A 24,235-nucleotide genomic window follows, 5' to 3' on the forward strand; every position below is an offset into this window, starting at 1 on the left:
GAACATCTCTTATAACGTCACTCGTCCCGGAATGCAAAAGCTTGTGGTGATAATTTTGTCTGACAATTTTTGCTGATGCCGTTCTTGCTCATGCTAGCATAATCCGTTTACAGAATAAGCATTCCGGGGGAACTCCATGTCTAGCGAAAAAAAAGGGACTGAAAAGTCCGCCAAGATGACGCCAGTCACCGATCTCCGCAAGTATACCCAGCAAATCTGGCTGGCCGGTCTGGGTGCGTTTTCGCGCGCCGAGGAAGAAGGCGGCAAGATGTTCGACAACCTGGTCAAGGTTGGCGAAGAGCTGGAGGCCAAAACCCGTGACATCGCCGACACAACCGTGGGTACGGTGGCAGACGCGCGCGACAAGGTGCTGGAAAAAGCCAGCGATACCCGTGAAAAGGTGGAAAAAGCTTTCGATGACAAACTGTCGGCGGCGCTCAATCGCCTGGGTATCCCCACACATCGTGAGTTGGACTCCGTCAACCAGCGTCTGGATACCCTGACCCAGGTGCTGGTGGAATTGACCGAACAAATGAAAAAGAACCAGCAGGGCAAGTAAGCCCTGTTGGTTGACCAAAGCCCCTGCAAGCCAGTGTTTGCCGGGGCTTTGTCGTTTCTACTGCTTCAGGTTGCGGTAATGGCTGAATATATCGCGCAGGGTGTAGCGGGGTTTGAAGTTGAAGGTGGAGGCGAACAGGCTGCCGTCAATGGTGGCCGCATATTTGAAGTAGTTGATCAGGTGCGGGGGGAACAAAGGTTTCCCCAGAAGGCGCGACAACACGCGCGGGGCGGCAGCGGGCAGGGAGGGCACCGGCAGGGTCTTGCAGCCGCAAAGCTCCACCGCCGTCTTGTAGGGCACGCAGTCATCCGGCGCCACGTTGTAGATACCGGGATGATTGCCTTCAAAAGCGGCGACAATGGCGTCAGCCATGTCCTCCAGATGAATGAATTGCATCATCGGGGAAAACCCCATCAACACCGGCACCCGGTCCTGCATCAGTAGCTGGCTGAGCGTGTTGTTGACGCCGGGGCCGACAATATTGCAGGGGCGCAACAGGGTGATGTTGAGTTCGGGATACTTCCACAAGTAGATCGTCGCCAGGTTCTCCAGTTCCACTGAGTCCACCAGATCCATGGTGATGCCCGCCGCTTTCAACGGCGAACTTTCGGTCAGGTAGGCGGGGTTGAGCGGGTGGGCTCCGTAGACAAAAAACGTCGACATCACCAATGTCTGGCCAACGTTGTACTTGCGTGCCAGGTCCAGCAGGCGCTGGCTGCCGAGGACATTGGCGGCGTAGCGGCCTTCCCGGTTGTTCTCATGGCTGCCGATGCGCCCCAGATGAATGATGCTGTCAAAGGCGTACTCGCGGAAAAGATCTTCAAACTGGCGTTTGTTGAAGTCAACACGATGGCTGGGGATGTCCTCCGGCATGCTGACCTCGCGCCGCGAGTCGCAGACGATTAGATTGTACCGGCCGTGCAGCCGGGAAATGACCTGCTGGGCGAGTGCACCGGCGGCGCCGGTAATGAGAACGGTCTTGAGACTGCTGTCGGTCATGGTGTCTTTCCCTGTCCCCGTTGGTCGAGGCCTTGTTGTATCAATTGACGGATCTTGTGGCGAACCACCTCGACTTTATGTTCCAGGTCGTCTTCGCACTGGATAGGGCCGCTGAAATACAGAGGCTCGCCAAAGTGCAGGGTGATTTTGACAGGCAGCGGCAAGGGCGGCGCTACGGCCACATAGGGCAGTCCCAGCCGTTGCGCCAGCCCCTTGAGGTTGCCGAGCATCGGCAGGGCCTCTTCACAGCCGACCACTCCGACCGGGATGATCGGCGTATTGGTGTCAATGGCAATCTGCATGAAGCCGCAGCCGAACCGCTGCAACTGGTAACGCTTGCCGAAGCCCTTGCCGGTGCCGCGCACACCTTCCGGGAAAATGATGACGGCCTCTTCCTGCTTCAGCATATCCAGGCAGTTGACCGGCTCTCCCACCACCGCGCCGATGGCATTCACAAAGTTGCCGAGATACGGCAGGTCGGGGAAGAAACGCTCGATCATGGCGCGCGGCACACGCGGACCGAAGGGATTGGTCAGCATGCTGTAGCCAAGCAGCGCACCGTCCATCGGCAGATAACCCGAATGGTTGGGGACAATCAGCACCCGGCCCTGAGCCGGGATGTTTTCCCGGCCGAAGGCCTCCACCCGGAAATATTTCTCGTAGAACGGTCGCGCCAGGGCGGCGGCCATGTGGCTGGTGGGGGAGTGGTAGCCCCAGCGGTCGTAGCCCAGGCTGCCCAGCGGTTTGCGGGCGCGGTTGAACGCATCTTTCAGTTCCCGTGGCAGCAAACGCTTTTCCAGGGTTTCATACAGCATGGCAATCCCTCCTCAGGTCTGTCACAATCCTAACAACAACGCGGGGAAAGTGTTAAGGGGTTAGCAAAGCGGAATTTTCTTCACGGATTGACGAATGGCTACGGTCTTTAACTTGACCCTGATGCAAGCCGGTTGCTATAAATGGCAACCTGTTGCGGCGCTTCTGTTGCCGCCCGAATCTCTGCCACGCCATCAAAGCAAAAACAAGGGGAAGAAATGAACAAGTCCGAATTGATTGACGCCATCGCCACCTCTGCCAATCTGACCAAGGCAGATGCCGGCCGGGCACTGGACTCCGTCACTGCCGCCATTACCGATGCCCTCAAGGCCGGTGATTCGGTGACTTTGGTGGGTTTTGGCACTTTCGGTGTCAAGGAGCGCGCTGCCCGCACCGGCCGCAATCCCAAGACCAATGAAAAAATTGAAATCGCTGCCCGCAAGGTTCCCGATTTCAAGGCCGGCAAGGGTTTGAAAGACGCCATTGCCTGACGGCCCGGTTGTCCAGCCTGAAAAGCGCGCCCACTTGGGCGCGTTTTTGTTGTTTACACTACCAAGGTGGAGTTAGATGGAAGCCTTTCGCGAAATGATCAAGGGCCGGCTGGGCAAATTCATGCTGGCCCTGCTGATGCTCCCGTTTGCCCTGGCGGGCATAGAGTCCTATTTTGGCGGCGGCGGCGCCAGCCCGGCAGCTACGGTCAACGGTGAGGATATCCCCCTGGCCACCCTGGACAATGCGGTGGAGAAACAGAAGCAGGATATTCTGGCTAGTCTGGGCCCGGGCGCCGATGCCTCCAGGATTGATAACAAGGTGTTGCGTGAAGAATTGCTGAAAAAGCTGACGGAAGATGTGTTGCTCAAACAACGTGCGCGCAAGGCCGGATTCATTGTTTCAGATGCGGATATCGGCAAGATCATTGCCGAAGAGACATCCTTTCAGGAAAACGGTGTTTTCTCCCAGAGCCGATATGAGCAAGTGCTGCGCGGCGTCGGCGAAGATCCAGCAACTTTCCCCCAGCGGGCGAAAGAGCGTATTGCCCAGCGCCAGTTGATGACCGGCATTGTGCTGACAGGCATTGCATCGGGTAAGGAAGTGGAACGCCTGAACCTGCTGAATACCCAGCAGCGCGACATCCATGTCGCCACCATGACCGCCTCCCGTTTTCTGGGTACGGTGCAGGTTACCGATGCCGATATTGATCAGGAATACCGCAAGCACCCCGATCTTTATACTTCTGAAGACAAGGTAACGGCTGAGTATGTGGCGTTGACTCCGGAACACTTTCAGGCGGCGGCGACCGTCTCCGAAGCGGATATTGAACAGCGTTATGCCGAGCGACTGAAGTCTTTGGAAAGCAGTGAACAACGCCAGTCCAGCCATATCCTGCTGAAGGTGGATGACAAGGTCAAGGATGCCGATGCTCTGGCCAAAATCCTGGCCCTTGAAAAGCGTGTTAAGGCAGGTGAGGATTTCGGTGCTCTGGCAAAAGAATTTTCCCAGGATACCGGTTCAGCGGCCAACAATGGCGATCTGGGTCTTTCCAGTCGCGGCATGTTCGTGCCTGAGTTCGAGAAGGCGCTGTATGCCCTGAAAGTGGGGGAGGTTTCAGCCCCCGTCAAGAGCCAGTTCGGTTATCACCTGATCAAGTTGACGGCTATCCAGAAAGCGCCGGTTCCGGCCATGGCCGATATCCGTGCGGAGCTGGAAACCGAGGCCCGTCAGGGCAAGTCCGAAGACCTGTTTGCCGAAGCAGTGGACAAACTGGATGCTCTGGCCTACGAGTCCTCTGACTTGAAGGATCTGGCAGCCGCTTATCAACTGCCGGTGGAAGTTACGGCTCCGTTCAGTCGCAAGGGTGGCGAAGGCGTAGCGGCGGATCGTAAATTCCAGCAGTCGGCTTTTAGTGATGACTTGCTGAAAGATGGCAAGAACTCGGCGGGCATTCGCCTGGATGACCGCCGCATGGTGTGGTTGCGGGTCAAGAACCATGAAGCCGCGCACTTGCTGCCGCTGGCGGAAGTCGCACCCCGTATCCGTTTGGCGTTGCAGTATGACAAGGCGTCTGCCATGGCCAAGACCCAGGCTGAATTGGCAGTCAAGGAACTGGCGGCGGGCAAGTCACCTGCGGATGTGGCGGCTGCCTTGCAGTTGCAGTGGATGGACTTCCCGGGTATCAACCGTCAGGCGACGGCCCCCGGCCAGGATATCCTGAAACTGGCCTTCCGCCTGCAGGCTCCCAAGGCGGGCGCCTGGTCGGCGGGTCTGCGCCAGATGGGCAAGGATTATGCCGTAGTGGCGTTGAGCCGGGTCCAGGAAAACACAGCACCGCTGACGGCCGAACTTCGCAAGCAGATCATGCAGAACCAGGCAGGTGTGAACGGGCAGCAGGAATTGATGGACTATGTGCAGTACCTGCGCGGCGAGGCGAAGATCGAGCTGATGAAGTCTGCTGAACAGTAAAGTCTTACGCTGTAATAAAAAACCCGCCAATCAATCGGCGGGTTTTTTTATTGTAGTGCAACAGCCTCAGCTTTCCAGCGGCGGCATGGCGGTGGTGTTGAAGCCGCCGTCCACATAGAGAATTTCCGCACTGATACCGGATGCCAGATTCGAGCACAGGAAGGCGGCGGCATTGCCGACTTCTTCAATGGTGACATTGCGGCGCAGCGGGGTGGCTGCTTCGTTGTAGGCCAGCATCTTGCGGAAGTTCTTGATGCCGCTGGCCGCCAGCGTACGGATAGGACCGGCGGAGATGCCGTTGACGCGGACACCCAAGGGGCCGAGGCTGGAGGCCAGATAGCGGACATTCGCTTCCAGCGAGGCCTTGGCCAGACCCATGACGTTATAATTGGGCAGGACGCGCTCCGAGCCTTGGTAGGTCAGGGTGATGACGCAACCCTGGTTCTTCACCAGCATGGGCTTGCCGGCCTTGGCCAGCGCCAGCAGGCTGTAGCTGCTGACATCGTGGGCAATACGGAAGCCTTCGCGGGTGGTGACATCGACAAAGTCCCCTTCCAGTTGGTCGCCGGGGGCAAAGGCCACGGAATGGACCAGCCCGTCCAGCCCTTCCCAATGACTGCCGAGTGCGCTGAAGACGGCGTCGATTTCAGCATCATTGCCGACATCACACGGAAAAACCAGGCTGGAGCCGAAACCGGCCGCGAAGTCCTCGACCCGCGACTTGAGCTTGTCATTCTGGTAAGTGAAGGCCAGCTCTGCGCCTTCGCGGTGCATGGCGGCGGCGATGCCGTAGGCAATGGAAAGCTTGCTGGCGACACCGACGATCAAAACCCGTTTGCCGGACATGAAACCCATGTTGGATGCTCCTGTTGTTCACGATTGGTTGGCGATCGGGGACAAATAACCTGTCCAGTCGCCGGATATAGTCCGGCGGCTCCGAAAGCCGACCCGGAGTGTGCCACAAACGAAAGTAGTTGCACCACGTCCATCCGGGACTTTATCCGGCAGCCGGCAGATCTCCGGCGAAAGCAGCTTTCATCAACTGACGGGTGTAGTCCGAGTAAGGGCGGTGGAAAATATCGTCCGCCAACCCGGTTTCCACCAGTTCGCCATGACGCATCACCAGCACCCGGTGGCTGACCGCACGTACAACTTTCAGGTCATGGCTGATGAACAGGCAGGAGAATCCCAGTTCTGCCTGCAAGCGCCGCAGCAGCAGTACAATCTGCTTCTGCACGGTACGGTCCAGCGCGGAAGTGGGCTCATCCAGAATCAGCAGTTTCGGTTTCAGCACCAGGGCGCGGGCAATGGCAATGCGCTGGCGTTGTCCGCCGGAAAACTCATGCGGATAGCGGTGGCGGGTTTCAGCGTCCAGTTCCACGGCTTGCAAGGCTTCAATCACGCGCTGCTCCTGCACCTCCGGGGAAAGGCCCAGCAGTTCCAGACCTTCCGCGACGATCTGGCTGACACTGAGCCGGGGACTGAGGCTGCCGTAGGGGTCCTGGAACACGATCTGCAAGTCCTTGCGCATGGACCGGAAAGCATTCTGTGATAAGGCCTGCACTTCCTGCCCCATGAATACGATGCGGCCGTCGGTGATGTCCGTCAAACGGGTGACAGCGAAAGCCAGCGTCGATTTGCCGGAACCGCTTTCGCCGACCACGCCCAGGGTTTCTCCCTGCCGCAGTGACAGCGACAGGTTGCTGACCGCCTTGATATGACCGGATACGCGTCGCAGAAAACCCTTGCGGATGGGGAACCAGATCCGCAGGTTATCAATCGCCAGAATTTGAGTTGCGCCTTCGGGAACCGGGGCGGGATGCCCTTCGGGCTCAGCGGCCAGCAATGTGCGGGTATAGTCATGTTGCGGATTGGCAAACAGGCTGAGGGTCGTATTGATCTCGACCAACTGTCCCTGCTGCATCACGCCGACCCGGTCGGCAAATCGCCTAACCAAGCCAAGATCGTGCGATATCAGCAGCACCGACAAGCCGTGCTTCTGTTGCAGGGATTTCAGCAGTTCCAGGATTTGTTCCTGAAGCGTCACATCCAATGCCGTCGTGGGTTCGTCGGCTATCAGCAACGCCGGGCGGTTGGCCAGCGCCATGGCGATCATCACCCGTTGCCGCTGGCCGCCGGAAAGCTCGTGGGGATAACTGTTGACGCGTTTTCCCGGGTCGGGGATGCCGACTTCCCGCAGCAGTTCCACGGTGCGCCCGCGAATCTTGGCGGCCGTGTCCGGATGATGCTGCATCATGATTTCATCAATCTGGCGGCCGATGATATGCAGGGGGTTCAGCGAGGTCATCGGCTCCTGGAAAATCATGCTGATGCGGTCGCCGCGTATTTCCTGCAACCGCTTGGCCGATGCCGTCAGCAGTTCTTCATCTTCCAGCCGGATGGAGCCGCTGAACCCGGCATTGCCCGGCATCAGCTTGAGGATGGACAACGCGGTCAGCGATTTGCCTGAGCCGCTTTCACCGACAATCGCCAGCATCTCGCCGCGTTCGACAGCAAAGCTCACCTGACGCACTGGTTCGGTTTCGCGGCCGTTGCCGGAAAAGCGGACGCTCAGCCGATCGATGGCCAGCAGCGGGCCGGACTTATTGCTTGCGGGGGTCGAAGGCATCGCGGGTGGCCTCTCCAATGAAAACGAGCAGGGTCAGCAGCGTGCCCAGCGTCAGGAAAGCGGACAGTCCCAGCCAGGAAGCGCTCAGGTTGTTCTTGCCCTGGGCGACCAGTTCACCCAGCGACGGTGAGCCGACCGGCAGGCCGAAGCCGAGGAAGTCCAGCGAGGTCAGCAGGCTGATGGCGCCGGTAAAGATGAACGGCAGGTAGGACAGCGTGGAAACCATGGCGTTGGGAAGGATGTGCCGGAACATGATCTTGCTGTCGCTGAGCCCCAGCGCCCGCGCCGCCCGAACGTATTCCAGGTTGCGGCCGCGCAGGAACTCGGCGCGCACCAGACCGGTCAGTTCATGCCAGGAGAACAGCAGCATCAGCCCAAGCAGCCACCAGAAGCTGGGTTGCACCAGACTGGCGAGGATGATCAGCATGAACAGCATCGGCAGGCCGGACCAGATCTCGATGATGCGCTGGCCGGCCAGATCGACCCAGCCGCCGTAGTAGCCTTGCAGCGCCCCGGCGGCAATGCCGATGACTGAACTGCCCAGCGTCAGTGTCAGCGCAAACAGCACCGAGATGCGGAAACCATAGATGATGCGCGCCAGCACGTCGCGCCCCTGGTCGTCGGTGCCGAGCAGGTTTTCAGCCGAGGGAGGGGCGGGGGCAGGCACGCTGAGGTTGTAGTTGATGGTGCGGTAGCTGTAGCGGACCGGCGCCCACAGAATCCAGCCTTTCTCTTCGATGAGACCGGCCACGAAGGGATCGCGGTAATCCGCGTTACTGGCCAGTGTGCCGCCGAAGACGGTTTCGGGATAGTCCTTCGCCACCGGGATGTAGAGGCTGTTATTGAAGGACACCAGCAACGGTTTGTCGTTGGCGATCAGTTCGGCAAAGAGGCTGAGCCCAAACAGGAGGATGAATATCCACAGTGAGGCATAACCGCGACGGTTGGCCTTGAAGTTCTGCCAGCGGCGCTGGTTGACGGGAGTCAAGGTCATGATCAGCCCCGGCCCTCGAAGTCAATGCGCGGGTCGATCCAGGTGTAGACCAGGTCGCTGATGATGCGCAGGATAAGTCCCAGCAGGGTGAAGATGAACAGCGTGCCGAAGATGACGGGGTAATCGCGGTTGATGGCGGACTGGAAACTCAGCAAGCCCAGACCGTCCAGGTTGAAGATGATTTCAATCAGGAACGAGCCGGTGAAAAAGATGGACAGCAGCGCCGACGGGAAACCGGCAATGATGATCAGCATCGCGTTGCGGAACACATGGCCGTAGAGCACCTGGTTGTCGTTAAGACCCTTGGCGCGGGCCGTGACGACATACTGTTTGTGAATTTCGTCCAGGAAGGAGTTCTTGGTCAGCATGGTCAGGGTGGCGAAACTGCCGATGGTCAGGCAAATGGTGGGCAGCACCAGATGGTGAGCGTAATCCAGCGCCTTGCCGAGCGGGCTCAGTGAGTCAAAATTGTCGGAGACCAGCCCCTGCATGGGGAAGACCTGCCAGTAACTGCCGCCGGCAAACAACACAATCAGCAGGATGGCGAACAGGAAGCCAGGAATGGCATACCCGACAATGATCAGGCTGCTGGTGGTGATATCGAAGCGGCTGCCGTGGCTGATGGCCTTGCGGATGCCCAGCGGGATGGAGATCAGGTAAACCAGCAAGGTGCTCCATAACCCCAGGGAGATCGATACCGGCATTTTCTCAAGAATCAGGCCGGTTACACTTTTGTCGCGGAAGAAGCTCTGTCCGAAGTCAAAGCGCAGGTAGCTGGTCAGCATCAGCCAGAAGCGTTCAGCAGGCGGTTTGTCGAAGCCGTACTGCTTTTCCAGATCCTTGATCAGTTCCGGGTCCAGGCCCTGCGCGCCGCGATAGGGGCTGTCCTTGCCCTGGCTGTTGCCGCCGGAGGTCATGTCGCCCGACGCGCTGCCGCTGACCGGATTGCCCCGGGTATCCAACCCCTTGGCCTTGGCAATCGCCTGTTCCACCGGGCCGCCCGGCGCCGCCTGCACAATCACGAAGTTGATCAGCAGGATGCCCAGCAGGGTGGGGATGACCAGCAGCAAACGCCGCAGGATGTACGACAGCATCAGGCTTCTCCGTTACTGCTTGCCTTGGGCGGCGCGGATACGCGCTTGTTTGGCGGCATTCGCCCACCAAAAATCCAGACCGGGGGAGTACTTCGGTTTGACAGCCGGTTGTTCCAGGTAGTCCCAGTAAGCAATGCGGTAGCTGCGGTTGTGATATTGCGGGATGACCAGATGATTCCACAATAAAACCCGGTCAAGCGCCCGGGTCGCCGTCACCAGTTCTTCACGGGTGCGGGCGCCGACGATGCGGTCAACCAGCGCGTCCACCGCCGCACTCTTGATGCCGCTCAGGTTATGGCTTCCCGGAATACCGGCGGACTGGGAACCCCAATAGCCGCGCTGTTCGTTGCCGGGCGACAGCGACTGGGCGAAGCCTTCCACCACCATGTCGAAATCGAACTCGCGCTCACGATTGATATATTGCGAAGAATCCACCGGACGGATGCTGACTTCGATCCCCAGTCGCGACAGGTTTTTGACAAAGGGTTCGACGATGCGCACGAACTCAGGCTGCACCAGCAGGATCTCGAATTTGAAGGGCTCATTCTTGGCGTTGACCAGCTTGCCGTCCCGAATGTTCCAGCCGGCGCTTTGCAACAGTTTCTGCGCCGCCATCAGGTTGGCGCGGACGTTGCCGCTGCCGTCGGATTTCGGAGCCTGATAGGGGGTGGTGAAGACCTCCGGCGGCAATTGCGCCTTGAAAGGATTCAGCAAGGCCAGTTCGGCGGGCGAGGGCAGTCCCTTGGCCGCCAGTTCGGAGTTGTCAAAATAGCTCTGGGAACGGCTGTAGGCATTGAAGAACAGATTGCGGTTGCTCCATTCAAAATCGAACGCATAGGCCAGCGCCTGCCGCACCCGGCGATCCTGGAATAACGGCCTGCGGAGGTTATAGACAAAGCCCTGCATTCCGGCCGGATTGAGGTTCGGTTGTTCAAACTTCTTCACCAAACCCTGCTGTACGGCCGGGAACTTGTATTCGGTGGCCCAGGTCTTGGCTTTGGACTCGACCAGAAAATCATATTGGCCGGCTTTGAAGCCTTCGAAGGAAACGGTGATGTCCTGGTAATACACAAACCTGATGGTATCGACATTGAACTTGCCGCGATTGACCGGCAGGTTGGCTGCCCAGTATTTGGGATTGCGGGTGTATGTCGCCGACTTGCCCGGGTCCAGCCGCGTCAACAGGTAGGGGCCGCTCCCCACCGGAATATCCAGATTGGTGCTGTTGAAGGTGTGCTTGCTCCAGTAGTTTTTCGGCAGAATCGATTGCTCACCCACAATCAGCGACAGCTCACGGTTGTTCTTGTTTTTGAACGTGAACTTGACCCGTTGCTTATCCAGCGCCTCCACCTTGCTGATCTCGCTGTAATAGTTGCGCAAGTTGGGAGCGCCTTCCTTGCGGATCAGGTCGAAAGTAAAAGCCACATCTTCCGCCGTCACCGGTGACCCGTCGCTGAAACGGGCGGCGGGATTCAGGTGATAGGTAATCCAGCTCGGGTCTTCAGGATCACGCTCAATCTTTTCCGCCAGCAGGCCATAGCGGGAAAACGGTTCGTCAAGCGCCGCCACGGTCAGGGAGTCGTAGATATAGTCAGTGCCTTCAACAGCGTTGCCCTTATTGATGAAGGCATTGGTGCTGTCGAAGGTCCCCAGCGCCCTTAACCGCAGTTCCCCGCCTTTGGGTGCATCCGGCCGGGCGTAGCTGAAAGACCTGAAGTTATCGGGCATGGCGGGTTTGCCGTGCAGGGCAATCGAGTTGCTGACGACAACAGCCGCATGGCTCATCGACACCGTCAGGGACAACAGGGTGGTGCACAACAGCTTGTTCATGGGAATGATCTCTCCTGAAAACCGCAGACAGCCTTTTTGATAATGAAAACAGGGAATTGTGGCCGGGATTTTACGGGAGGAGCTTAGCAAAAAAAACCGCCGCGAATGCGGCGGTTTTGTGTGCTTCAGGCAAATCAGCCCTTGGCCAGATACAGCACCAGATCCTGACCCGGTTTCAGGTTGCGTGATCCTTTATTCCAGCTTTGCAGCTGGCTGACGGAAACCTTGTAGCGTTTGCTGATGGAGTACAGGGTATCGCCGCGACGAACTTCGTAACGCACCTGTTTCACATCGTTCTTGCCACCCTTGTCACGCTTGGCGAGGCGCGATGACTTCTTGTCCTTTTTACCCTTGCTGCTGTCGGCAACCCGCTCATCACGGTTGTCATCCTTCTTGCTGCGGGCTTTCGGCTTGCTGTCCTCTTCCTCATCTTCCAGGCGGATGGTCAGGCGCTTGCCGGGACGAAGATTGTCGCTCAGCTTCATGTCGTTCCAGCGGGCCAGTTCCTTGGGGCTGACGTCATATTTGCGGGAAATGGCAAACAGGGTTTCGCCGGGGCGTACTTTGTGGATTTCAACGTTGCGGTCATGGTCGCGGTCATTGCCCTTGGCGGCAACCTTCTTCCCGGACTTTTCAGACTTGTCGGCTTTATCCGCCTTGTCCGCTTTGGTTTTTTCCACCCGGTCGGACTTGCTCTCGGCCGCTTCATCCTTGTCCTTGGCGGCAATCCGGGTTGTTAGGGCTTCGGGTTCATCAACCGTTGCCGCAGCTTCCTGTTCCAGAACGGTTTCGGCTTCGTAATCGGCTTCCTGCATCAACTGCGCCACGCGGGTTGCGGCCGGTGATTTGGAGCCGTCGTAGTAGTGGCCCCTGACTTTGGTTTGCCCAACCACCAGCCATTGCCCCGCCACCAGTTTCTTCTTCTTGATGGCAATGCGCTTGTTCAGGTTACGCAGGCTTTTTGACGAGGTGTCAAAGCGATCGGCGATTTTGGCCAGGGAATCGCCTTTCTTGGTCTTGTAGCGTTGCACGACCAGACGTTCGGCGGGAGGCAGGGAGGCCAGACGGTTGTCAAAATCAGCAGCGGTATTGACCGGCACCAGGATGTGGTAGGACTCCTGAGGGTCGGTGGCCCAGCGCAGGAAGCCCGGGTTCAGTTGGTACAACTGCTTCAGTGTCAGCCCGGCAATACGCGCCACGGCTTCCAGCTCTACCTGGCTGCGGGCCTTGACGGTCCGGAAGTGGGGCTGGTTGACAATCGGCTTGAGGGCGATGTTGAAAGCGCCGGGGTTCTTGATAATCTGGGCGACAGCCAGGAAGCGCGGGACGTAGGCTTCGGTTTCGGCGGGCAGGTCCAGCGACCAGTAATCGGTGGGCAGGCCGGCGGCGGCATTCTTGTTGATGGCGCGATCGACGGTGCCGGGGCCGGAGTTGTAGGCCGCCAGCGCCAGTTCCCAGGTGCCGAACTTTTTGTAAAGCATGCTCAGGAATTCATAGGCGGCGCGGGTGGACTGCATCACATCACGTCGGCCGTCGTACCAGTAGTTCTGCTTCAGGCCGTAAATCTTGCCGGTGCCGGGAATGAACTGCCACATGCCTGCCGCCTGGGCTGGGGAGTAGGCAAAGGGGTCGTAGGAGCTTTCCACCACCGGCAACAACGCCAGTTCAGTCGGGATGCCGCGTTTTTCGGCTTCGGTGATGGTGTGGTACAGATAATGGCTGGCGCGGGCCGACATCCGGTCAATATAGTCTTGCCGCTTGGCAAACCAGTTTCGCTGCTGGGCAATACGGGGATTCTCCTGGGACAGGTCCAGCCGGAAACCTGCGCGCATGCGCTCCCAGAGATTGCCGAATTTGGCCAAATCTTCAGGGCTGAGGGCCACGGCTTCCATCTCGGTCACGCCGAGCATTTCGTCAATATCGTCTTGGGTAAAGTCACTGCCGTCGGTGTCGTAATAGCCGGCCGGAGCGTTACTGAGGCCGTCACCCGGGCGGTTGGCAACAGCCACCGATGGAGAATCCGGTGTGGAAAAACGGGAGTCGGCGGATTTGCGGGGCTGCGAGGAACAGGCGGACAGAATCAGGCTTGCGAAGGCAAACGCCAGCACCAGTCGGGCGAATTTGCTGAGGTGAAGCCGGAATTGCATGCCACAGTACTCCGATGATACCAAAAGTCGGCCGATTCTAGGGAGCCGGGTGGAATACTGGCAAGCCGGAAACCGGCATTATTCCGGTTGAACTGTAACGAAGTGCGGCAAAACGCTCGTATTTTAGCGGACTGGGGGTTTCCAGTCGTCCTTGTAACGGCGCAAGGCGGCAAAAACCTCTGAAGCAGCAGGGTTTTTTGCACTGTCGGGCAGTAACTCCGCCAGCCGCTCCTGAACGGAAGGCAATGCCGTGCGGAGAAAGGGATTGATGGCTTTTTCAACGGAAAGTAATACCGGCAAGGTCGGTTCGTCCCGGTTTCGTTTTAACAGGCATGAAAGCCGGTAATTTTGCAGGGCGATATTCGCCGGTTCAATATGCTGGGCGAATTGCAGGTTGGAGAGGGTATATTCGTGACTGCAGCAGATTTGCGTGTCGTCCGGCAAAGCCGCGATTAATTCCAGAGAGTGGAACAGCGACTGAGCGTCGCCATCGAAAATGCGACCGCACCCGCCGCTGAAGAGGGTGTCGCCGCAAAACAGTATTTTATCAGACTCGTGGTAATAAGCCAGATGGTGCCGGGTGTGGCCCGGCAGCGTCAGGACTTGCCAGATCCCGGTGTCGCCGGTATCCAGCGTTTCGCCACCATATAGCGTGTGAGTGACGCCTTCCACGCTTTCCGGGCCATAGACAGGAACCCCGGGGTGCATTTGGCGCAGTTCGGGCAGGCCGGCACAGTGGTCGGCGTGATGATGCGTGACAAGTACCGTCGCCAAGCGCCAGTCGTGTTCTTGCAAAACCTGTGAAAGCAGGGCGTAATCACCGGGGTCTACCGCCAGCACCGCCCCGGCAGGGGATATCCGCAACCAAAGATAGTTGTCGGCGAACATTGGAACCGGTTTCAACACATGCGGTTGGGGCATGACAGCTTTACTCCATGACAGTTATTCCGGCAGCGTCCATAATCATCATAGTCCATTCAAGCGGGTATTGTTCCCATGGAATTGCCTCATCTTTGGCAGCCGGCCTCGCGGCTGGACGTGGCCGGTTCGCTCTCCGCCTGGTTTGATTCCGAACTGGGGCGAGAGTTGCTGGTGGCGGAAAACCGACTGCTCGGGCATATCCTGCCCGATCTCTTCGGCTATCATGCGCTGCAGTTGGGGCAGTTGGTGAGCGCCAACCTGCTGCTGGGCAGCCGTATTCGTCATCGTATTGTCGCTGATACGGCGTTGCAGCCGGTGGAGGGGTTATCGCCGTTACTGGCCCGTCCCGACAGTTTGCCGCTGGCCGACTCCAGTGTGGATGTCGTGGTGCTGCATCACTTGCTTGATGTCTCCGCCAACCCGCACGCCGTGCTGCGCGAGGCATCCAGGGTGCTGCTGCCGGAGGGGCATCTGGTGATCCTGGGGTTCAATCCCTGGAGCCTGTGGGGCCTGTGGCGCTTCTTTCGCATGCCGTGGGCGTCGACGCCGTGGTTGCGGCAGGTGCTCAGCCCGCACCGGATGTCCGACTGGCTGACCCTGCTTGACTTTGATGTGGTCGGCGTAGAGTCCGCCTTTTTCCTGCCGCCGGTGGATACCGCGCTGGTGCGGCGGCGGCTTTCCTGGCTGGAGCCGCTGGGCATGCGTTACTGGAGCCAGGGCGGGGCGTCCTATGCCTTGCTGGCGCGGAAACGGGTGTCGTGCCTGACGCCGTTGAGACTGCGTCAGCCATTGCTGCAATTGCTGCGTCCGGCGCTGCTGACCGAAACCCGCAGCAGCCAGGACTCACATCAACAACGCGAAGACTGAGCCTGCATGAAGAAGATAGAAATTTACAGTGACGGCGCCTGTCGCGGCAATCCCGGTCCTGGCGGATGGGGCGCATTGCTGCGTTTCGGTGCTCACGAAAAGCGGCTGTATGGCGCTGAGACCCTGACCACCAATAACCGCATGGAGCTGATGGCCACGATCGAGGCGCTGCGCGCGCTCAGCGAGCCGTGCGAGGTGACGGTCTGGACCGACTCGCAATATGTCAAGAAGGGCATGACCGAGTGGTTGCCGGGCTGGAAGGCGCGCGGCTGGAAAACAGCGGCCAAGGAACCGGTGAAAAATGCCGACTTGTGGGTGGCGCTGGAAAAGGAAGCGGCGCGTCACCGGGTGGACTGGCAATGGGTCAAGGGGCATGCCGGGCACGAAGGCAACGAAGAGGCGGACCGCCTGGCAAATCTGGCCATTGATGAAATGCAGGAAACACGCGCATGAGACAAATCGTACTGGATACTGAAACCACCGGCATGAATCCGCTGGAAGGCCATCGCATCATTGAAATCGGTTGCCTGGAGCTGGAGAACCGGCGGTTGACCGGTCGCACCTTCCACCACTATCTGCAACCGGACCGGCTGATTGACCCCGAGGCGATCGCCGTCCATGGCATCACCGATGAGTTCCTGATCGGCAAACCGCGTTTTCAGGAGGTTGCCGCCGATTTTGTCGAATTTGTGCGCGGCGCTGAACTGGTCATCCATAACGCGGCGTTTGACCTCAGCTTCATGGATCACGAAATGAAGCGGCTTGATCCGGAATTCGGTTCTTTCCGCGCCATTTGCGCTGTGCTGGACACCTTGCTCATGGCCCGGCAAAAGCATATCGGGCAGAAAAACACGCTCGATGCGTTGGCGAAGCGTTACTTCGTCGATCACCGCCAGCGCAGTTACCACGGCGCGCTGCTGGATGCCGAAATTCTGGCCGATGTTTACTTGGCCATGACCGGGGGGCAGGTGGGTCTGGGCCTCCAGGAGGAAGGGGATGAGGGCGACGGCCAGGAAACCGTCCGGCCCCTTCCGGCGGGCCGCAAACCGCTGCCGATTGTCCGCGCCACAGAGGAAGAAGCCGCCGCACACGCCGCGCGCCTCGATATTCTTGACAAATCCTGTGGCGGAACCTGCATTTGGCGTCAAGAAGGGCTGGCGTGACGGCGGTAAAACCATTATTTTAGGATCGATAATGACAGGCGATAGCCATTTCCCCAACCCGAATAATACAGGAAGGAATCCATGCTTCCGAAGATCGATGTAAGCGCGCTGAATCTTATCAAGTCCGAAATAGACGTTTCCCTGGCCCAGATCGAAGGTTCGCTGAGCGCCTTTGTCGAGGACAATACCAACAACGGGCCGTTGGGCGAGTGTGTCGACGCCATGCAACAGGTCTGGGGGGCGCTCCGGCTGATCAATCTCCAGGGCGCCGCCGAACTGGCCGAACTGCTGTTCGCCTTGCTGCGGCAGATCAACGAACTTCAGGAAAATACGCCCGAACGCTATTTCTCCGCACTCGGCAACGGCATGATGGTCATGATCCGTTATCTGGAGTACGTGCAGATCAAGGCGATCAGCGTCCCGCAATTGTTGCTGCCCTCCATCAATGACTGCCGTCGCGTGCTGTCTGTTCCCGAGTTAGGGGAAGGCTACTTTCTGGATGTGCCGTTCCTGCCCGAAACCCCGGCCGTTTTGCCGCTGGATCTGGAACCGGCCCGGGAAATGGCGCTGGCGCACCGCATCCGCCACATGTACCAGATCGGCTTGCTGAACCTGTTGCGTGATCAGGCCGAACCCCTGCATTACCATTTGATGTCCCGCGCTCTGGAGCGCGCTGCACAACTCTGCGCCGGCCGGGCCCAGTCCCTGCTGTGGTGGGTGGGCGAGGCGGTGCTGGAAGCGTTCTCCGGCGGTGTTGAACTGACCCAGGGCCGCAAGCGGTTACTGGCCCAGATGGAGCAGCAGCTGCGTCTGCTCAGCCTGCCGGGCGGTGCCTCACAGCCGGTTGACATGACGGTATTGGCCAATGCACTGGCCATTGTCGGTCTGGGTGAGTCGGGCGGCAAGGTGCTGGAAGTCCAGCAGGCCTTCGACCTGGCCGACAACTGCATTTCCCAGAGCCAGCTTCAGGCGCAGCATGACTCCATGTTCGGGCCCGGTGGCTCGGTCATCAAGACGGTGGCCACCGTCTTGAAAGATGAAATCGCCCACGTCAAGGATGTGCTGGATATCATTGCCCGCGGCGCCCAGCAGGAAGAGGAAAGTTATCAGACAGTGGCCGATGAAATCACCAAGGCCTCCCAAACGCTGGTCATGCTGTCACTGAACGACGTTGCCGGCGCCATGCGCCGTCAGGCGGATATCGTGCGCGGCTGGCATGAGTTCCCCGGTGAGCAGGACTTGAACACTCTGGTGGATGTGCTGCTGCAGGCGGACAACTCTGTGGCGGCGCTGGACAAGGAAATGTCGCCGGGCAACCAGACGGTGGTCAACAATTCGCGTATCTCCATCCACCAGTTGGACGAAGCCCGCGCCATGCTGGTGGCGGAAAGCCGCGCCGGTATGTCGCTGGTGAAGCGCGCCATCCTGTCGTATCTGGAGTCGCAAGGGGACTCCCTGCATCTGGCGAATGTTCCCGCCACCCTGCAATCCACCAGCGGCGGCTTGTCCTTCCTGATGGCGGACCGAGGCTCGGGTGTGCTTCGTTCTTGCGCTGCGTTTGTGGATCGTCTGGTCAACTCCAAGTCGATGCCGCCGATGTCTGTCATTGAGACCTTTGCGGATGCCATTGCCTGTGTGGATTATTATCTGGAAAGCCTGGAAGTGAACAAGCCGGTCAGTGACAATGTTTTTGACATTGGCGAGGAGAGTGTGGCAGAACTGGGCTTTCCCGTTCTGAACCGACAGGCTGCCTGATGTTCGTCAACACTGTGGAGCCGGAGCAGGCGCTCTGGCTCCTGTTTCATGAAAACAAGCTGATCATTCATACCCCCTCCGGCGCATTGCTGCACCGGAGTCCGGGTTTACTGCCGTTCCCCTTGCCCGATTTCCATGTCGTGGAGCAGACCGCCCACCGGCGGGTTCATGTCGCCCGTATTGCCGCCCCGGAGTTGCTGACGGAAGATTATGGTTTGCAGGGGCTGCGTGACCTGTTGCTGACCGGCACGACGGAGAATTTCCGGCTGGCCGCCACCGCGCTCCAGATATTGGAGTGGGACCGTAACCACCGTTTCTGCAGCCATTGCGGTGCCCCGACACAGCCGCACCCCAAGGGCGAGCGCGCCAAGGTCTGCACTGCCTGCCACTATGCCCAGTACCCGCGTATCCAGCCCTGCGTCATTGTCGCCATAACCCGCGACGATCACATTCTGCTGGCGCGCGCGCAGCGATATGCGATTCCCATGTACAGTTTACTGGCCGGTTTCGTGGAAGTGGGGGAAACCCTGGAGGAGGCGGTTGACCGGGAAGTGGCGGAGGAGTCCGGGGTCACTGTGCGCGACCTGCGTTATTTCGGCAGTCAGTCTTGGCCATTCCCCGGCAACCTGATGCTGGCGTTCCGGGCGGAATGGGATGCCGGCGATATCGTGATCCAGGAAGAAGAAATTATGGATGCGCAGTTTTTCCACTACCGCAACCTGCCCATGATTCCCCCGCCGGGCAGCATTGCCCATGATGTGATCATGGCGGCCGTGCAGGAATTGACAGCGCGCTACGGCTAGGCCCGCAGGCTGAGTCCTTTAAACTTGGAGTCTTTAATGGTTGTTGACTTGCTGCTGCAATATGGATTGTTCCTCGCCAAGGCCTTTACCGTGGTCGTGGCGGTCATGTTCATCATCATCACTATCGCCAACCTGAGCGAGCGCCGTCGCAACAGCGATGACGACGGTGATATCGAAATCATGCGGATTAATGAACGCTACGAGCACTATGCCAATGTATTGCGCATGGCCGTGTTTGACAAAAACAAGCTCAAGGCCTTTTTCAAGGCGGAAAAAGAACGCGAGAAGGCTGAATCCAAGCCCAAGGCGGATGCTGCACCGGCCCGCCGCCGTATTTTTGTGCTCAATTTTCATGGCGATATGCGGGCATCGGCCACGGAAAACCTGCGTCAGGAAATAACGGCCGTGCTGACTCTGGCCGAGACCACCGACGAGGTGGTGGTGAACCTGGAAAGCCCCGGCGGCATGGTGCATGGCTATGGTCTGGCTTCTTCCCAACTGGCGCGTATCCGCCAGAAGAACATTCCGCTGACGATTTGCGTGGACAAGGTGGCCGCGAGCGGCGGTTACATGATGGCTTGCCTCGGCAACCGCATTATTGCCGCGCCGTTTGCCATTGTCGGCTCCATCGGCGTCGTGGCGCAGATTCCCAACTTTCACCGCTTGCTGGACAAGTGGGACATTGATTTTGAAGTACTGACTGCCGGGGAATACAAACGGACGTTGACGGTGTTTGGAGAAAATACCGATGCCGGACGCGAAAAATTTGTGGAAGAGCTTGATGACACCCATGCGCTGTTCAAGGAGTTCGTCAAGGATTACCGCCCCGCGCTGGACATTGCCAAAGTGGCTACCGGCGAGCATTGGTATGGCTCCCGCGCCCTCAGCCTGGGATTGGTGGATACGCTGATGACCAGTGATGAATACCTGTTGACGGCCAGCCGCGAAGCCGATATTTATGCCGTCCGCTTTGTACACAAAGTGCCCCTGCTGCAACGGGTCGGGCTGGTGGCAGCCTCCAGCGTGGATAAAGTGCTGCTGGGGTGGTGGGAACGCATCGTGCAGAAACCCCGTTACTGATTTTACTGTGCTTGGAGACGCCGCCATGACCGGTTTTGCGGAATACGATCGCTATGATGCCCTGGGGCTGGCGGACTTGGTCCGGCGCAAGGAGGTTTCCGCTGCGGAGTTGCTGGAGGAGGCGATTGAGCGCCGTAACCGCATCAATCCGTTCATCAATGCCGTGGTGCTGGACATGGACCGGCAAGCGCGGGCCACTCTGAGTCTAGTTCTCCCGGATGGTCCGTTTACCGGTGTTCCTTTCCTGATCAAGGATTTGCTGGGGGCCTATGCCGGTGTGCCCCTGACATCCGGCAGTCGGGCCTATCGTCATTATGTCCCGGATTACGACAGCGAGATGGTCCGCCGCTACAAGGCTTCCGGTGCGGTAATCTTCGGCAAGACCAATACTCCTGAATTCGGCCTGATGGGCGTGACCGAGCCTGAACTGTTCGGCATTACCCGCAATCCCTGGAATCTGGAGCGCACACCCGGCGGCTCCAGTGGCGGCTCTGCGGCTGCCGTCGCGGCAGGCATTGTGCCCATCGCCGGCGGTGGAGATGGCGGCGGCAGCCTGCGTATTCCGGCCTCGTGTTGCGGACTGGTTGGCTTCAAGCCCACCCGGGGACGAAATCCGCATGGTCCGGCGGTCACCGAACCGTGGTTCGGTCAGGTTCAGGAAGGCATTCTCTCCCGTTCCGTGCGTGATACTGCCGCCATGCTTGATGCCACGCACGGCCCTGATGTCGGCGCCCTGTATGCCGCTCCGCCCTTTACCGGCCGTTTTCTGGATGAAGTCTCCGTAGCACCCGGCCGCCTGCGTATTGCGTTCAGCCTTGAACCCTTGCTGCGGGACGGCAACATGGATGAGGAGTGTATCCGGGGCCTGCAGAACACCGTTCGCCTGTTGCAGGGGCTGGGTCATGAACTGGTGGAAGCGACGCCGGATCTGGACCGTCAGGCGCTCGCGGAAGGCTATTTGCTGCGCATTGCTGCTGCCACTGCCGGGGAGGTAGGCGAGGCGGAGCGCGTGCTGGGACGGCGTTTGAAACTGGATGATTTTGAAACGGAGACCTGGTCGTTGGTGCGTCTGGGACAGTCGTTCACCGCCGGGGATCTGGATAACGCCAATCGCATTATTTATACCCAGATGCGGAGGTTTGACCGTTTCATGCAGGATTATGATGTGTTCCTGACGCCGACGCTGTCCGCAACCCCGCCGGGCTTTGGCGAGTTCCGGCTGAAGGGCGCTGAAAAACTGCTGGCACCTTTGGCCAAACGGTTCCCGGCCGGACCGCTGGTGCATCTGTTCCCGGTATTGTCGCGTCTGGCCGCGCAGAATTTCCAATGGGTGACATCGACCCCGGTCATGAACATGAGCGGCCATCCCTCTGTTTCCCTGCCGCTGCACTGGTCCGCCGGCAATTTGCCGGTGGGGATGATGTTTACCGGCCGGTTCGGGGATGAGGCCACGTTGTTCCGACTTTCCGGGCAGTTGGAGTCGGCTGCCCCCTGGTTTGAGCGCCGGGCGCCGGTGCATGCGGGTAATGGCCTTAAATGACAGGTTTATTGGCACCTTGGAGCCTATAACGACGGGTGGGTCATTGGTGATACTGCATGCATTGCAGCGACACATAACCAGAGGAATTCGCCATGTCCACTTCCAAGACCGTGACCCCGGCCGGCACCCCGAACATTCCCGTACGACGCATGGACTTTGAGTTCGATGACGCCATTCCCTTGTACTGGTTTGATAACAACCCGTTTCTGACCATGTTGCTCACCGGCTTGTCCTGCACCTTCCCGGAAGGGGAGCGCATGTTCATGCGCGCCGTGCGCCATTATCAGGACCGGATCAGCGATCCTGACCTGCAAAAGGAAGTCCGGGCGTTCATCGGTCAGGAAGCCCATCATGGCAAGGAACACGAGACCTTCAATGCCCTGATGGCACGTAAGGGACTGCCCATCGACCAGATCACCGCCTTTGTCCATGACGGCATTGCCCAAGAGGAGAAGATGTTCTCCAAGGAGCGCATGCTGGCCAAAACCTGTGCGCTGGAACACTTCACCGCCATGTTCGCTGAAACCATCCTGGAGCATCCGGAGTTTCTGGATGCGGTTGATGAACGCTTGCGTCCGCTGTGGCTGTGGCATGCGGTGGAAGAAAGCGAACACAAAGCCGTCGCCTTTGATGTCTATCAGCAGCAAGTGGGCAGCTACTGGACCCGCACCAGTGAAATGGCCATGACCACGGTCATGTTCAGCTTCTTCACCGGCTTGCATACGGTGCAGTTGCTTCGCCATCAGGGTGAGTTGGGCAACCTCCGCTCCATCGCCCAAGGCATTGGCAAGCTGGCCGGCCCCAAAGGTTTCTTTCGCGGCATGCTGCCACGCTATCTGGCTTACTACCGCCCGGATTTCCATCCCAACCAGGTGGACAGCCGCGCCTTGAGGGATAAGGGGCTGCGGATGCTGAAGGGCTACCTGGGCGACAAGTTGTCCTTGGCGGCCTGAGACATTCCGCCTTCACAAAGAAGCAACGATTCCTAGCGGTTACGGTGAATTACCGCCTGTACCGTCGACGAGATTCTCTGTCACAATGCGTTACAAATTGACGTCTGTGACAGGGAATCCCGATGGTGACCAATATCTTTTCCCAGAGCCGCAATGCCCGTTTCCTGGCCTTTGCCTTTGTCGGCGGCATTTTTCTGCTGTCGGTAAAAATGGGATTGCTGGTGCCGCTGTATTCCGGCCTCTTGGCCTATGCGCTGGTCCTGAAAACCTCCGGCACCATTGTTGACGAGAAAATCCGTTCCGCCCGTTCGAAGTGGGTGGCCACCGCCCTGGTGGCGACCCTGGTGGTCATCGTGTTGATGATTGCCGGGGCAGTGATCCACGTCCTGCTTAAAGCCACCACCGATGTGCATGACCTGTTGCTGCGGATGAGTGAAATCCTGACCTCGGCGCGAAGCTGGTTGCCGGAGCGGATGAGCCAGGCCATTCCCCAGCAGAGTGAACTGCTCAACAAAATATCGGAATGGCTGCGTACGCATGCCGCCGAAATCGGCACTTTCGGGCTGGGGGCGTTGAAGGGGGTGGGCTATGTGCTGTTCGGGGTATTGCTGGGGGCGATGGTGGCGGTGTCCGATGCGACCCGTAATGCCCCGCTGGGTCCGGTCAGCCGCCGTCTGCTGCAACAGGTGCAGGGCCTGCGGGAGTCCTTCTGGCGGGTGGCCTCGGCCCAAATCCGCATTTCCGCGTTGAATACAGCGTTAACTGCGACGTATCTGGTGGTGGTGCTGCCACTATTTGATCTCTCGCTGCCATTGACCAAGACCCTGATTGCGGTCACTTTTCTGGCTGGCTTGCTGCCGGTGATCGGCAACCTGATTTCCAATACCGCGATTACGGTTATCAGCCTGAGTGTGTCATTTGAGGTGGCCGTGGCGTCGCTGGTGTTCCTGATCCTCATCCACAAGCTGGAATACTTCATCAATGCCCGGATTGTCGGCACCAGCATCAATGCCCGCGCTTGGGAAATCCTGCTCTGGATGCTGGTGATGGAGCGCTTGTTCGGGCTGGCTGGCGTGGTGGCGGCGCCCGTCTTTTATGCCTGGTTCAAGGAGGAGTGGCATTTGTGGGACCGGGTGATTGAGCAAGAGGTTAAAATGGGAGGCAGGTAGGGCGGCCACACAAGCGCAACATTATTACGGAAGTTGATGATTGCCGGTCTCAACCGGCTTTGCTATAAAAAACCGTCGGCAGCCTGTCGTTGCCGACATTGCCCACGCTTCAGCCGGAGAAGAATGCATGAACATCAACAATGCCCTGGACAAGGAATACGAAAGCAAGACCCTGAAAGAAATTGCCGATGCGCCGGTTTCCGCGCTGCAAGGCGTCAGCGAAGCGGATGCCGAGAAACTGAAGGCCGCGTTCAACGTCAAGACCATTCGGGATCTGGCCAAGCTGAAATACGTGGCCTGGGCGCAGGCCATCGTCACGCTGGCCGATACGGAAGAGTAAGCCACGCCGCTGTATCAGGGGGACTTCATCCCCCTGTCTCCCCTTGTATTCCGCTACTCCCACGCTAACACCACCCACCCGGTTTTATTGACACGCCGTTCATCGGGCGTTGGCTGTCG

The 24,235-nt window shown here is 58.8% G+C and carries 22 protein-coding genes; 13 read left to right on the forward strand and 9 right to left on the reverse strand.

Going from position 1 to position 24,235, the window contains the following annotated elements:
* Nucleotides 1-136 precede the first annotated feature (136 nt).
* The gene (locus Q7T36_RS10115; RefSeq protein ID WP_370690096.1) at nt 137-559 is read left to right on the forward strand and encodes a phasin family protein; all 423 of its coding nucleotides are present in this window, start codon (nt 137-139) and stop codon (nt 557-559) included.
* 57 nt (nt 560-616) lie between these two features.
* Here Q7T36_RS10115 and Q7T36_RS10120 read toward each other — a convergent pair whose 3' ends face one another.
* Both Q7T36_RS10120 and Q7T36_RS10125 read right to left on the reverse strand, forming a co-directional pair.
* Complete coding sequence (locus tag Q7T36_RS10120; protein ID WP_304847522.1) at nt 617-1,558, reverse strand: SDR family oxidoreductase; 942 nt, start codon at nt 1,556-1,558, stop codon at nt 617-619.
* Entirely contained in the window at nt 1,555-2,373 is an 819-nt protein-coding gene (locus Q7T36_RS10125; RefSeq protein WP_304847525.1) for a lysophospholipid acyltransferase family protein, read from the reverse strand. The genes Q7T36_RS10120 and Q7T36_RS10125 overlap by 4 nt, the downstream gene beginning before the upstream one ends.
* Before the next feature lie 216 nt (nt 2,374-2,589).
* Between Q7T36_RS10125 and Q7T36_RS10130 the strand changes: the two genes are divergently transcribed.
* Nucleotides 2,590-2,862 carry an HU family DNA-binding protein gene (locus Q7T36_RS10130; protein WP_304847528.1) on the forward strand — a complete coding sequence of 91 codons (273 nt, stop codon included), beginning with the start codon at nt 2,590-2,592 and terminating at the stop codon, nt 2,860-2,862.
* A gap of 76 nt (nt 2,863-2,938) precedes the next feature.
* The gene (locus Q7T36_RS10135; RefSeq protein WP_304847531.1) at nt 2,939-4,831 is read left to right on the forward strand and encodes a SurA N-terminal domain-containing protein; all 1,893 of its coding nucleotides are present in this window, start codon (nt 2,939-2,941) and stop codon (nt 4,829-4,831) included.
* A 66-nt stretch (nt 4,832-4,897) separates the two neighbouring features.
* Here Q7T36_RS10135 and Q7T36_RS10140 read toward each other — a convergent pair whose 3' ends face one another.
* From Q7T36_RS10140 to gloB, 7 genes are all read right to left on the reverse strand, one after another.
* Nucleotides 4,898-5,686: an enoyl-ACP reductase gene (locus Q7T36_RS10140; protein ID WP_304847534.1), complete on the reverse strand. Its 789-nt coding sequence runs from the start codon at nt 5,684-5,686 to the stop codon at nt 4,898-4,900.
* A 142-nt stretch (nt 5,687-5,828) separates the two neighbouring features.
* Complete coding sequence (locus tag Q7T36_RS10145; RefSeq protein WP_304847537.1) at nt 5,829-7,460, reverse strand: ABC transporter ATP-binding protein; 1,632 nt, start codon at nt 7,458-7,460, stop codon at nt 5,829-5,831.
* Nucleotides 7,435-8,454 carry an ABC transporter permease gene (locus tag Q7T36_RS10150; RefSeq protein ID WP_304847541.1) on the reverse strand — a complete coding sequence of 340 codons (1,020 nt, stop codon included), beginning with the start codon at nt 8,452-8,454 and terminating at the stop codon, nt 7,435-7,437. Before Q7T36_RS10150 ends, Q7T36_RS10145 begins: the two co-directional genes overlap by 26 nt.
* Before the next feature lie 2 nt (nt 8,455-8,456).
* Complete coding sequence (locus Q7T36_RS10155; protein WP_304847543.1) at nt 8,457-9,548, reverse strand: microcin C ABC transporter permease YejB; 1,092 nt, start codon at nt 9,546-9,548, stop codon at nt 8,457-8,459.
* A 12-nt stretch (nt 9,549-9,560) separates the two neighbouring features.
* Nucleotides 9,561-11,378, reverse strand: a complete 1,818-nt coding sequence (locus tag Q7T36_RS10160) for an extracellular solute-binding protein (RefSeq protein ID WP_304847546.1) — start codon at nt 11,376-11,378, stop codon at nt 9,561-9,563.
* A gap of 134 nt (nt 11,379-11,512) precedes the next feature.
* Nucleotides 11,513-13,525 (reverse strand): LysM peptidoglycan-binding domain-containing protein, encoded by a 2,013-nt coding sequence (locus Q7T36_RS10165; RefSeq protein ID WP_304847548.1) that lies wholly within the window; start codon nt 13,523-13,525, stop codon nt 11,513-11,515.
* A 123-nt stretch (nt 13,526-13,648) separates the two neighbouring features.
* Entirely contained in the window at nt 13,649-14,446 is a 798-nt protein-coding gene (gene gloB, locus Q7T36_RS10170; RefSeq protein WP_304847551.1) for a hydroxyacylglutathione hydrolase, read from the reverse strand.
* A gap of 75 nt (nt 14,447-14,521) precedes the next feature.
* Here gloB and Q7T36_RS10175 point away from each other — a divergent pair, with 75 nt between their 5' ends.
* The 10 genes from Q7T36_RS10175 to Q7T36_RS10220 all read left to right on the forward strand — a co-directional run bounded on the left by Q7T36_RS10175 (nt 14,522) and on the right by Q7T36_RS10220 (nt 24,116).
* Nucleotides 14,522-15,313 (forward strand): methyltransferase domain-containing protein, encoded by a 792-nt coding sequence (locus Q7T36_RS10175; RefSeq protein WP_304847554.1) that lies wholly within the window; start codon nt 14,522-14,524, stop codon nt 15,311-15,313.
* A gap of 6 nt (nt 15,314-15,319) precedes the next feature.
* A complete protein-coding gene (rnhA, locus tag Q7T36_RS10180; protein ID WP_304847557.1) occupies nt 15,320-15,766 on the forward strand; it encodes a ribonuclease HI in 447 nt (148 codons plus the stop codon).
* Nucleotides 15,763-16,476 carry a DNA polymerase III subunit epsilon gene (gene dnaQ, locus Q7T36_RS10185; protein ID WP_304847560.1) on the forward strand — a complete coding sequence of 238 codons (714 nt, stop codon included), beginning with the start codon at nt 15,763-15,765 and terminating at the stop codon, nt 16,474-16,476. The genes rnhA and dnaQ overlap by 4 nt, the downstream gene beginning before the upstream one ends.
* Before the next feature lie 81 nt (nt 16,477-16,557).
* Nucleotides 16,558-18,231 carry a hypothetical protein gene (locus Q7T36_RS10190; RefSeq protein WP_304847563.1) on the forward strand — a complete coding sequence of 558 codons (1,674 nt, stop codon included), beginning with the start codon at nt 16,558-16,560 and terminating at the stop codon, nt 18,229-18,231.
* Nucleotides 18,231-19,034 (forward strand): NAD(+) diphosphatase, encoded by an 804-nt coding sequence (gene nudC, locus Q7T36_RS10195; RefSeq protein WP_304847565.1) that lies wholly within the window; start codon nt 18,231-18,233, stop codon nt 19,032-19,034. Before Q7T36_RS10190 ends, nudC begins: the two co-directional genes overlap by 1 nt.
* 36 nt (nt 19,035-19,070) lie before the next feature.
* Nucleotides 19,071-20,114 (forward strand): protease SohB, encoded by a 1,044-nt coding sequence (gene sohB, locus Q7T36_RS10200; RefSeq protein WP_304847568.1) that lies wholly within the window; start codon nt 19,071-19,073, stop codon nt 20,112-20,114.
* A gap of 25 nt (nt 20,115-20,139) precedes the next feature.
* On the forward strand, nt 20,140-21,654 hold the full coding sequence (locus Q7T36_RS10205; protein WP_304847571.1) for an amidase: 1,515 nt from the start codon (nt 20,140-20,142) through the stop codon (nt 21,652-21,654).
* A gap of 92 nt (nt 21,655-21,746) precedes the next feature.
* A complete protein-coding gene (locus tag Q7T36_RS10210; RefSeq protein WP_304847574.1) occupies nt 21,747-22,607 on the forward strand; it encodes a metal-dependent hydrolase in 861 nt (286 codons plus the stop codon).
* A 122-nt stretch (nt 22,608-22,729) separates the two neighbouring features.
* Complete coding sequence (locus tag Q7T36_RS10215; RefSeq protein WP_304847577.1) at nt 22,730-23,776, forward strand: AI-2E family transporter; 1,047 nt, start codon at nt 22,730-22,732, stop codon at nt 23,774-23,776.
* A gap of 127 nt (nt 23,777-23,903) precedes the next feature.
* Entirely contained in the window at nt 23,904-24,116 is a 213-nt protein-coding gene (locus tag Q7T36_RS10220) for a hypothetical protein (RefSeq protein WP_304847580.1), read from the forward strand.
* Nucleotides 24,117-24,235: the final 119 nt, after the last annotated feature.

The organism is Fluviicoccus sp. (assembly GCF_030646115.1).
Taxonomy (GTDB): domain Bacteria; phylum Pseudomonadota; class Gammaproteobacteria; order Pseudomonadales; family Moraxellaceae; genus Fluviicoccus.

Coding starts and splice junctions, on each gene's coding strand:
- Q7T36_RS10115 (WP_370690096.1), top strand. CDS start 137: ATGTCTAGCGAAAAAAAAGGGACTGAAAAGTCCGCCAAGATGACGCCA.
- Q7T36_RS10120 (WP_304847522.1), bottom strand. CDS start 1,558: ATGACCGACAGCAGTCTCAAGACCGTTCTCATTACCGGCGCCGCCGGT.
- Q7T36_RS10125 (WP_304847525.1), bottom strand. CDS start 2,373: ATGCTGTATGAAACCCTGGAAAAGCGTTTGCTGCCACGGGAACTGAAA.
- Q7T36_RS10130 (WP_304847528.1), top strand. CDS start 2,590: ATGAACAAGTCCGAATTGATTGACGCCATCGCCACCTCTGCCAATCTG.
- Q7T36_RS10135 (WP_304847531.1), top strand. CDS start 2,939: ATGGAAGCCTTTCGCGAAATGATCAAGGGCCGGCTGGGCAAATTCATG.
- Q7T36_RS10140 (WP_304847534.1), bottom strand. CDS start 5,686: ATGGGTTTCATGTCCGGCAAACGGGTTTTGATCGTCGGTGTCGCCAGC.
- Q7T36_RS10145 (WP_304847537.1), bottom strand. CDS start 7,460: ATGCCTTCGACCCCCGCAAGCAATAAGTCCGGCCCGCTGCTGGCCATC.
- Q7T36_RS10150 (WP_304847541.1), bottom strand. CDS start 8,454: ATGACCTTGACTCCCGTCAACCAGCGCCGCTGGCAGAACTTCAAGGCC.
- Q7T36_RS10155 (WP_304847543.1), bottom strand. CDS start 9,548: ATGCTGTCGTACATCCTGCGGCGTTTGCTGCTGGTCATCCCCACCCTG.
- Q7T36_RS10160 (WP_304847546.1), bottom strand. CDS start 11,378: ATGAACAAGCTGTTGTGCACCACCCTGTTGTCCCTGACGGTGTCGATG.
- Q7T36_RS10165 (WP_304847548.1), bottom strand. CDS start 13,525: ATGCAATTCCGGCTTCACCTCAGCAAATTCGCCCGACTGGTGCTGGCG.
- gloB (WP_304847551.1), bottom strand. CDS start 14,446: ATGCCCCAACCGCATGTGTTGAAACCGGTTCCAATGTTCGCCGACAAC.
- Q7T36_RS10175 (WP_304847554.1), top strand. CDS start 14,522: ATGGAATTGCCTCATCTTTGGCAGCCGGCCTCGCGGCTGGACGTGGCC.
- rnhA (WP_304847557.1), top strand. CDS start 15,320: ATGAAGAAGATAGAAATTTACAGTGACGGCGCCTGTCGCGGCAATCCC.
- dnaQ (WP_304847560.1), top strand. CDS start 15,763: ATGAGACAAATCGTACTGGATACTGAAACCACCGGCATGAATCCGCTG.
- Q7T36_RS10190 (WP_304847563.1), top strand. CDS start 16,558: ATGCTTCCGAAGATCGATGTAAGCGCGCTGAATCTTATCAAGTCCGAA.
- nudC (WP_304847565.1), top strand. CDS start 18,231: ATGTTCGTCAACACTGTGGAGCCGGAGCAGGCGCTCTGGCTCCTGTTT.
- sohB (WP_304847568.1), top strand. CDS start 19,071: ATGGTTGTTGACTTGCTGCTGCAATATGGATTGTTCCTCGCCAAGGCC.
- Q7T36_RS10205 (WP_304847571.1), top strand. CDS start 20,140: ATGACCGGTTTTGCGGAATACGATCGCTATGATGCCCTGGGGCTGGCG.
- Q7T36_RS10210 (WP_304847574.1), top strand. CDS start 21,747: ATGTCCACTTCCAAGACCGTGACCCCGGCCGGCACCCCGAACATTCCC.
- Q7T36_RS10215 (WP_304847577.1), top strand. CDS start 22,730: ATGGTGACCAATATCTTTTCCCAGAGCCGCAATGCCCGTTTCCTGGCC.
- Q7T36_RS10220 (WP_304847580.1), top strand. CDS start 23,904: ATGAACATCAACAATGCCCTGGACAAGGAATACGAAAGCAAGACCCTG.